At 42.1% G+C, this 10,016-nt stretch carries 5 protein-coding genes and 1 CRISPR repeat array; all 5 genes read right to left on the bottom strand.

Going from position 1 to position 10,016, the window contains the following annotated elements; translation table 11 throughout:
• Positions 1-185 precede the first annotated feature (185 nt).
• Positions 186-6,486: direct repeats of the CRISPR family, unit length 37 nt; unit sequence GTTTCAATCCCTAATAGGGTTTAAGATTAATTGGAAC.
• 233 nt (positions 6,487-6,719) lie between these two features.
• The 5 genes from cas2 to O9324_RS18885 are packed head-to-tail and all read right to left on the bottom strand — an operon-like array spanning position 6,720 to position 10,013.
• Positions 6,720-6,992 carry a CRISPR-associated endonuclease Cas2 gene (gene cas2, locus O9324_RS18905; protein WP_046663050.1) on the bottom strand — a complete coding sequence of 91 codons (273 nt, stop codon included), beginning with the start codon at positions 6,990-6,992 and terminating at the stop codon, positions 6,720-6,722.
• 12 nt (positions 6,993-7,004) lie between these two features.
• The gene (gene cas1d, locus O9324_RS18900; RefSeq protein WP_288141011.1) at positions 7,005-8,009 is read right to left on the bottom strand and encodes a type I-D CRISPR-associated endonuclease Cas1d; all 1,005 of its coding nucleotides are present in this window, start codon (positions 8,007-8,009) and stop codon (positions 7,005-7,007) included.
• A 5-nt stretch (positions 8,010-8,014) separates the two neighbouring features.
• Positions 8,015-8,608 carry a CRISPR-associated protein Cas4 gene (gene cas4, locus O9324_RS18895; protein WP_288141010.1) on the bottom strand — a complete coding sequence of 198 codons (594 nt, stop codon included), beginning with the start codon at positions 8,606-8,608 and terminating at the stop codon, positions 8,015-8,017.
• A gap of 2 nt (positions 8,609-8,610) precedes the next feature.
• Complete coding sequence (gene cas6 / locus O9324_RS18890; protein ID WP_288141009.1) at positions 8,611-9,447, bottom strand: CRISPR-associated endoribonuclease Cas6; 837 nt, start codon at positions 9,445-9,447, stop codon at positions 8,611-8,613.
• Entirely contained in the window at positions 9,447-10,013 is a 567-nt protein-coding gene (locus tag O9324_RS18885) for a Uma2 family endonuclease (RefSeq protein WP_002766212.1), read from the bottom strand. Before O9324_RS18885 ends, cas6 begins: the two co-directional genes overlap by 1 nt.
• Positions 10,014-10,016: the final 3 nt, after the last annotated feature.

Here is a 10,016-nt window from a genome sequence, read left to right as displayed (position 1 = left end):
TCTAAGACTTTCCGGTATAGTTCACTTATCATTTTCGTTATTTAGGTCATATATAGTAAATATGACTTATCTTTTTTTGGAGTCTGTGTCTGTATTCCATGCTACATAAGCTTTTCAGCTTGCTTGTCCCCCTGTCAGGATTAATTGGAACGTGATGCCCCTTCTCAAGAGGAAGTCTTTACCTTGTTTCAATCCCTAATAGGGTTTAAGATTAATTGGAACGAGAGGTTAATCCTGATTCTAATGCAAGGGGATTGTTTCAATCCCTAATAGGGTTTAAGATTAATTGGAACTTGATACCATTTATCATTTTCATAGTCACCTAAAGTTTCAATCCCTAATAGGGTTTAAGATTAATTGGAACGGAATAGGAAGGTAAAAAATCTGGAATCTTTCAGTTTCAATCCCTAATAGGGTTTAAGATTAATTGGAACTATTCGCCTTAGACACTTCTGATCTTCTCAGGGCATTAGTTTCAATCCCTAATAGGGTTTAAGATTAATTGGAACTAGCCCTCGAATTTCCTCAATACTTTAGAAAGCAAGTTTCAATCCCTAATAGGGTTTAAGATTAATTGGAACTTTTTCTGGTTTTAGCTTCTTTGATTAGTCGATCGCAGTTTCAATCCCTAATAGGGTTTAAGATTAATTGGAACGATAATAGTCGTTGCCGGTCGTTCCCTTTGCCGCCTGTTTCAATCCCTAATAGGGTTTAAGATTAATTGGAACTTTTACCTTCAAATTTTCGGCTTACAGGTTCGATAGTTTCAATCCCTAATAGGGTTTAAGATTAATTGGAACTTGACCCTAAAATGCTTCAAGAGCTTGTACAAGTGTTTCAATCCCTAATAGGGTTTAAGATTAATTGGAACCCCATTCTGAGATGTCCACCGTATCGTATTCTGAGTTTCAATCCCTAATAGGGTTTAAGATTAATTGGAACCAATGGACGTTACGCCCATTGCTTTTAAAGAAATAGGTTTCAATCCCTAATAGGGTTTAAGATTAATTGGAACACGACTTCCTTGAGAGGAATCCCCCACATCATAGTTGTTTCAATCCCTAATAGGGTTTAAGATTAATTGGAACAAGCGGCGATCGCTTCACTTCGCGCCGAACTCCTGTTTCAATCCCTAATAGGGTTTAAGATTAATTGGAACCCCGGACTGCCATAGGGATAAATTCCCAGAAAGTGGTTTCAATCCCTAATAGGGTTTAAGATTAATTGGAACATTGGCTAGGCGTGATAAATTCGATTGATTCCAGTTTCAATCCCTAATAGGGTTTAAGATTAATTGGAACTCTTGTTTTTATTTTACTACTTAGCTAATAGTAAAGTTTCAATCCCTAATAGGGTTTAAGATTAATTGGAACTTTACCCTAATGATGATGTTCCCCCCGGTATTCCCCAAGTTTCAATCCCTAATAGGGTTTAAGATTAATTGGAACCGACGCTTTAAATGTAGCCGCTCGATCAATGGGATTGTTTCAATCCCTAATAGGGTTTAAGATTAATTGGAACACAGCTTTAGGCGTTACTGCTACCAAAGGAAGCCCCTCTGGTTTCAATCCCTAATAGGGTTTAAGATTAATTGGAACCTTAATAATTAATTGAAATCATCGGGTAAGTCGGCAAAAGTCGTTTCAATCCCTAATAGGGTTTAAGATTAATTGGAACCTGAAAAGCATATACAAGTGATTCCCAATCGTAGTGTTTCAATCCCTAATAGGGTTTAAGATTAATTGGAACCAGAGAATCATCGGCTAGTTTCCTTGTACTTAGCTGTGTTTCAATCCCTAATAGGGTTTAAGATTAATTGGAACAAGCGATGCCCTTTGAAATTCGTCAGGATGAAGTGTTTCAATCCCTAATAGGGTTTAAGATTAATTGGAACTAGGATTCTTGAATGTTTTGATCATCCATCCCCTGTTTCAATCCCTAATAGGGTTTAAGATTAATTGGAACCGGGACTACCAGGAGGGGTGGAGGGGGAAGTAAGTTTCAATCCCTAATAGGGTTTAAGATTAATTGGAACAGTGGATGGGGGAAAAATAAGAAGGGATTCATGGTTGTTTCAATCCCTAATAGGGTTTAAGATTAATTGGAACAGATGTTTTGTCTGTCCTGCATTACCCCAAATTCCGTTTCAATCCCTAATAGGGTTTAAGATTAATTGGAACCAGTTGAAAATCAATCCAGACCATTCGGCTACACTGTTTCAATCCCTAATAGGGTTTAAGATTAATTGGAACGCGAACGTGAACATCCTGACCCACTAACTTCCCTGTTTCAATCCCTAATAGGGTTTAAGATTAATTGGAACCGAGCTACTACCCCATCGACCCCCTCGGCATTGATGTTTCAATCCCTAATAGGGTTTAAGATTAATTGGAACGCTAATATCTTGAGTGTGATTTTGACTAGCTTGAAGTTTCAATCCCTAATAGGGTTTAAGATTAATTGGAACCTTTTAGTATCTATCTTATCAAGAGTAAAGCCTAGTTTCAATCCCTAATAGGGTTTAAGATTAATTGGAACTAAGCAGTTTCACTACTTTAGGAACCTTAGTTAAAGTTTCAATCCCTAATAGGGTTTAAGATTAATTGGAACTTTTGATAAAACGCAGTCCCGAAGCCAGATCCGACGTTTCAATCCCTAATAGGGTTTAAGATTAATTGGAACCCGGATCACCTCCCGAAAGTAGCCCGCGATGGTCTGTTTCAATCCCTAATAGGGTTTAAGATTAATTGGAACGATACTCAGATCAAAAATCTAGAATATAATCTTTTGTTTCAATCCCTAATAGGGTTTAAGATTAATTGGAACCAGAACCCAGTCCTAGAGCGGGCTACAACGGTGACGTTTCAATCCCTAATAGGGTTTAAGATTAATTGGAACCATGGTATTATATAAGGGTGAATGATAGACGAAGAGTTTCAATCCCTAATAGGGTTTAAGATTAATTGGAACAAGGGATATCGAGTACCCGCAAAATAGTGGGGGAGTTTCAATCCCTAATAGGGTTTAAGATTAATTGGAACACGCTCCCGACAACGCTCCCGACAACGCCAACAAAAAGCGTTTCAATCCCTAATAGGGTTTAAGATTAATTGGAACGACTATGGACCATTGACGCGGGGAGCTTCCTTAAGTTTCAATCCCTAATAGGGTTTAAGATTAATTGGAACTTGTTTACAGTTTGATATTCATGGTTAATCCAGTGAGCGTTTCAATCCCTAATAGGGTTTAAGATTAATTGGAACGCTCGCGCTTCTTTCGCGTCAGCTACCGCCAAATGTTTCAATCCCTAATAGGGTTTAAGATTAATTGGAACCAGAGGGATTTAATTGTTCGGGGGAATTTAATTGAATGTTTCAATCCCTAATAGGGTTTAAGATTAATTGGAACCCGTTCACGGTCTCGATCGCTTCCCCGTCCCCATCGATGTTTCAATCCCTAATAGGGCTTAAGATTAATTGGAACATTAGTATCTGCCAGTGTCCGATCAGCGAGATGACTTTCAATCCCTAATAGGGCTTAAGATTAATTGGAACCTAAAAAAGTCCCGGTTGGTCTAAATTGCTTTTGAAATTTCAGCTTTCAATCCCTAATAGGGCTTAAGATTAATTGGAACCTTGGAGAATAGTAGCGGAAAAAATGGAGTCTGGCGCAGTCTTTCAATCCCTAATAGGGCTTAAGATTAATTGGAACGATTTCATCGCGCCTAATTGAGCGGCGGTTTTCCCCCTTTCAATCCCTAATAGGGTTTAAGATTAATTGGAACAATATTGGATCACCTCTGTTTTGCTATTAATTATTCTCGTTTCAATCCCTAATAGGGTTTAAGATTAATTGGAACCAGGGAGAAAAAGGATGGTGATGTACAGAGTTAAGTATGGTTTCAATCCCTAATAGGGTTTAAGATTAATTGGAACGCTTGACCATCGGATTTTGCAATACCCCTTTTTTTGGTTTCAATCCCTAATAGGGTTTAAGATTAATTGGAACAATTGTTTGCATGATTCGGATCGACACATCCCCCGTTTCAATCCCTAATAGGGTTTAAGATTAATTGGAACTCCCGGCCCATTGCTCACCTTGCAAAATCAAGGCATTATCGGTTTCAATCCCTAATAGGGTTTAAGATTAATTGGAACCCCAATCAAATCTATTTTGAGCTAATAATCCCCCGTTTCAATCCCTAATAGGGTTTAAGATTAATTGGAACCTTTGTTTAATGAGGCAATGTTAAACCTATTGGTTGTTTCAATCCCTAATAGGGTTTAAGATTAATTGGAACTCAATATGACGGTCATAAAGTGTTCCCGATAGGAAGTTTCAATCCCTAATAGGGTTTAAGATTAATTGGAACATGGACAATCTTTTGGCTTTACGGAATTAGATCAAGTTTCAATCCCTAATAGGGTTTAAGATTAATTGGAACTATCTCCGCTTCCAGTAGTTCTAAATGTTCCAGTGTTTCAATCCCTAATAGGGTTTAAGATTAATTGGAACTTGATATTCAATAGCTACGCCAGCAGGGCCAATATGTCCGTTTCAATCCCTAATAGGGTTTAAGATTAATTGGAACTTTATTTTTGCGATGCCCCAAGTCCGGGGAGTCGCCGTTTCAATCCCTAATAGGGTTTAAGATTAATTGGAACCCTAGTGATATAGATTTAAATCGCCTAAAATCAGCATTAGTTTCAATCCCTAATAGGGTTTAAGATTAATTGGAACGTTGCGTTCGCATTTCATTGATTGGTAAAGCCAAGTTTCAATCCCTAATAGGGTTTAAGATTAATTGGAACCGGGCCTGATCCTTGTGCTGATCCCATGGTTTATCTTTAGGTTTCAATCCCTAATAGGGTTTAAGATTAATTGGAACCATTAGAAGCCAAATATTTCTCAGAACGCCCGAAAAATCCGTTTCAATCCCTAATAGGGTTTAAGATTAATTGGAACGATCAGCGGCCTAGAATTCGTAAAATTGGCAATCCTGTTTCAATCCCTAATAGGGCTTAAGATTAATTGGAACTTTGCGGCAATAAAGCGCGAATTTGCCAGTGTCATTGTGTTTCAATCCCTAATAGGGCTTAAGATTAATTGGAACTGTTTCCTTTTGGGATCGAGTTCTCGGTGTTCCAGTTTCAATCCCTAATAGGGCTTAAGATTAATTGGAACTTTTGAAGGGGGAACCAAAGCTGGCACTGCTGAGTTTCAATCCCTAATAGGGCTTAAGATTAATTGGAACGAAATTCGCTTAAAAACCCGCAGGCATTAGAGCCGTTTCAATCCCTAATAGGGCTTAAGATTAATTGGAACAATTTATTTTTCTCGGTGCATTGGCAAGGATGAGTTTCAATCCCTAATAGGGCTTAAGATTAATTGGAACGTTCAGCGTCGGGGAATCGCTGCTCAATGACCTCGTTTCAATCCCTAATAGGGCTTAAGATTAATTGGAACGAGATAGCCATGGAGTTAGATTGCGGAGCGGCTCAGTTTCAATCCCTAATAGGGCTTAAGATTAATTGGAACATGAGGGGAATTTAGTAGGCGCTCGGCCTACCCTCGTTTCAATCCCTAATAGGGCTTAAGATTAATTGGAACGATCGGGCAACGGTTTGGAAGATTGCCGTTGATAAAGCCGTTTCAATCCCTAATAGGGCTTAAGATTAATTGGAACCAGAGGTGGTGGTTATGGCTTCGGCTCAAACTGGCAAGTTTCAATCCCTAATAGGGCTTAAGATTAATTGGAACAAAATTCGTGAGGATTGGGATTCAGCAATTATAGTGTTTCAATCCCTAATAGGGCTTAAGATTAATTGGAACGCGATCGACGCACGAACCGATTACCTCCCCACAGGTTTCAATCCCTAATAGGGCTTAAGATTAATTGGAACACGGTAACGGCAAAAAAAGCATCTATCAAGAGCATTGGGTTTCAATCCCTAATAGGGCTTAAGATTAATTGGAACCGTCAAGAAATGCTTTTCTTCTTGCAATCTACTTGTTTCAATCCCTAATAGGGCTTAAGATTAATTGGAACCCTGTAAGCCTACGGCAAATTCTCTCTGTTTTGGGGGTAGGTTTCAATCCCTAATAGGGCTTAAGATTAATTGGAACGAGAAATGTACTAATAAAAGCGAGAGGCTTAATCGGTTTCAATCCCTAATAGGGCTTAAGATTAATTGGAACCCCTAGAAGCTTATGTGTTTGATACGATTTCAAGGTTTCAATCCCTAATAGGGCTTAAGATTAATTGGAACGAAAGTAAAAATAAATATAGCCTCTGGATCAAGGGTTTCAATCCCTAATAGGGCTTAAGATTAATTGGAACCATCCCCACCGAGATGGCTGCCCCGTAAGCACATCGTTTCAATCCCTAATAGGGCTTAAGATTAATTGGAACTCAAATCGTTTTTGAGCTAGTAATCCCCCGATTATTTGTTTCAATCCCTAATAGGGCTTAAGATTAATTGGAACCGCCCAGTGGTAAAAGCCATACGCTATGGGGTTTTCAAGGTTCCGTTGCGCCGCACCCGCAATAAACCCATTGTACAACAAGTGACCCACTTCTTCAAGAACCCGCAAAACCTTACGGGATAAGGTGCGCCTCACGTTGGAAAGGAAAATCATCTCGAATCTATATTGCATAAGCTTTCCAGCCACCAGATAATAGTTAAGGATTTTTACAGCAACCCCGAAGCGCAACCGAGCTAAACAAAAAAAATCGTATTATCCCGGGGTAACTCACCACCGATACGTTCCACTTTACCCCGACAACAGGCGCAAAGAAAATAAAAGCGGATGCTATCGGTATCGGGTTTGATCAACTTACTCAAGCGCCCGCGCAGCTTAGCGTACTGGGTATCGGTTAGATCGCACTCAAAAACACTATACTGCACCCGTTGGCCGTAGGACTTTAACGTATTGTGAATTTTGGTTCGTCGCTTATCATCGGAAATATCGTAACTGATAACAAAATACATGACCGCCTCTACCTACTTTAAAATCAAAGGTGGATACTTATCCGTCTCGTCCATGAGATATTTCGCCATTAGTCGGGCCTGAATCTCGAAAGCTTCTTGATAAGTACACTGTTTACCCATTACCGGATGCTTAAACTTCGATTGTTTCTTCTGTTCGTACAAGCGCAGGAAAATCTGTAACCCTTCTCTCGTCAAGGAAACCGCACCACTTAAGGGTTCGGTGGTGAAATGTTCGAGGGTGAGATAGGGATGATTGACCCCATTGAGAACCACGGCATCAACGACGATCGCTCTAAATTCCTCCATCAGATCCAGTGCCAGCGAGGGGCGCCCGTAGCGTTGATAGTGAAGATAACCGAGATAGGGGTCAAAACCGACCAAATTGATCGCACTCTGCACGTCATGGCGCAATAACGCATAACCCAGACTCAAAAGAGAATTGACCGGATCTCGCGGGGGGCGACGGTTGCGAGAGGGGAAGGTAAAAGTATCACCGAGAATTAGGGAATCAAAACAACTGAAATAGGCCGCGCTTCCGGCTCCTTCTAACCCCCGGAGAGAATCGATCGCCGAGGTTGTTTCGATCGAGCCGATCGCTGCTTCCAAACAAGCGATCGCCGTTTGTAAATCCAACTCCTTTCGATCGCGTTGACGACGGAGTAGAATGTTGCGGTAATTCTTCAGCTTGCCGCGGACGAATCCCCGCACTAAATGAATGGCTTTCGGAGAATCGCCGGCGGCCTGCCATTGCGCTCGACGAACGAAAATATTTTTGGTCATCTCCGGTTCCAATCTACCGAGATATTTTCCCGTGACAGTGACAAAACTCAGGGGAATATGACGTTCGAGCAGTTCGATCACCAACGCTGGGGATAGCGAACCGCGACCAAATAAAACCACTCCCTCAACATTTAATAAAGGAACATCGAGGATCGTTTCCTTGGATGCTTTAACCGTTAAACGCTCGTCATTTTTGCCGAGAAATGCGTCTTCTCTTGTCACATATACCGTTCCCATATTTTTTAGTCTTCCTCTTGATATCGTTGGACTTTTTCGGTTAATCGGGGCAAGCAGCGATCGAACAAACTGCATCCCTTGCAGCGGGGTGAATAGACCGCCGGGGGCATTTTTCCCGTCTGGATCAGGGTTTCAATTGCTCGGATCGTAGCGATCGCCCGTTGCCGTAAAGCAAGATCGATCGCCACCGGTTGACGCTGGTGAGAACTGGCATAGTAGATATAGCCAGTATCTAGCCTTTTTCCAGTCATTTCTTCCAAACAGATGGCTTGAGCGCACACCTGCAACTCGTCGTTATCCCATTCGCCCTTACTGCCCCGTTTGTATTCCACGGGGATAAATTCGCCGTCGTGGGACTCGATCAGATCGGCTTTACCGATGAGACGGTAATTATCTGATTTGAGCCAGATAGCCCGAATTTGCCATATTTCCTCGCGGTTTTCCGCCCCGACGGTGTGAACTCGTTGGTGTAAATTTGTTCCCTCGATCGTATAGCTATTATCGAGAAATTCCCCGGCGACGAACATCCTCCAACAACGGTGGGGACAGTAGGCGTAATGGTTGAGAGCGGCGATCGGTATGTAGTCAGATTCATCCATAGCTATCTTTTCTCCTTAGAAATTCTGCGAGTCATCCCCATTCCCATGGTGGTTTTCCGTCCCACTCCCGCATAGAGGGCAAAATCCGCCAGTACATTAATCGCTTTAATCTTTGCGGGTTCCACCTCTCCCAAAAGACGATAGTGAATCTCACCCACACAACCGATCGACTGGTTTTTATAGGCTTCGTCGGCTAATTTCGTTTGAATATCGAAGAAACTGGGGAAAATCGAGTCTAGGGCAATAGAATCGAAGGGGATACCGCTATAGCGATTCCAACGATTGAGAAGGCTATTAAACACCAGTTCCCGCGTCGGTAAGGCACTATCGAATTTTCCCTGCCGGAAGGTGACGGGGGTGGCGAAAAGGAAATCAAATTCCCGATTCGCTGCCGAGGCGTTTTCATACAGGTATTGATAAGTACAAGAGTTCGCCCAGGGTTGAACCGATTGCGGGGTGGCGAGGACGCTGGTGATGACGAGATCGGCGGAACCGAGATGCCAGGGTTGTTTTGGATTGAGATTTAACCAGAGCGAGGTTAATTTACCGAATAATCGGTCATCGAGCAGAGAAATCCGCCACCAGCAGGGAGTTTCGGAGGCGATCGCCCGTTCGTGTCGCCACTGCGGGGAATTTATTGTTATTTTCCCCCGCGATTGAATCTGTAGTGGCGATAAGGTGAAAGCTTTATCGGCCTCGGCTGTGTGTAGAATGTTCCCTAATTCCTGATCGACACTACTGACAAGGGTAAGGAATAGCGCATGAAGATGTCGTCCGGTGAGAAAATTCGGATAGATCGGCGATCGAGGGGTGAGATTGAGAACGAGACTGTAGGGCATTAACTTAATCGGGCCTTGGCAAAAATTTGTCTAGGAGTTAGGGTTAAATCGGGGAGAAGAATATCGCTAATTTCGTCATCGCCTTTTTTAATCGCTGGGGGTGCGTCGGGATAGAAAATCGTGATCTGTTTGGCCCGGGGATCGACGATCCAGACGCGACTGACTCCTGCTTTTAGGTAGTCCACGGCTTTTTCGCTCAGGCTGCTGAAGGATTGTTCAGGAGAAATAATTTCGATGACTAATTCCGGGGGAACGGGACAAGCTTCATCGGTGAGGGGAATATCTCCTAACCTCTCGGGGGAAATGTAGAGAAGATCGGGAACGGGACACCAATCTCGATCGTTTTTGCTGAGAATAATTGCCCATTCGATTCCCACTTCTCCCCGTCCTTGATTCCAGCGATCGAGTACGAGAAATAAAGCACCAGTTAAACGAGAATGAAAGAATTTCGGTGACATTTTTGCGATCGCTTCTCCATCGACTAATTCATAGGTAATATCGCCATCGGGAGCGGTTAGGGAGAAAAATTCGGGTAAAGTCAGGGGTTTAGAAGAGATAAGAGTCATAGT

It is taken from the genome of Microcystis sp. LE19-84.1B, assembly GCF_027531875.1.
Lineage (GTDB): Bacteria > Cyanobacteriota > Cyanobacteriia > Cyanobacteriales > Microcystaceae > Microcystis > Microcystis panniformis.
The sequence above is the reverse complement of the archived record's forward strand: the minus strand, read 5'-3'. Positions and strand labels throughout refer to the sequence as shown.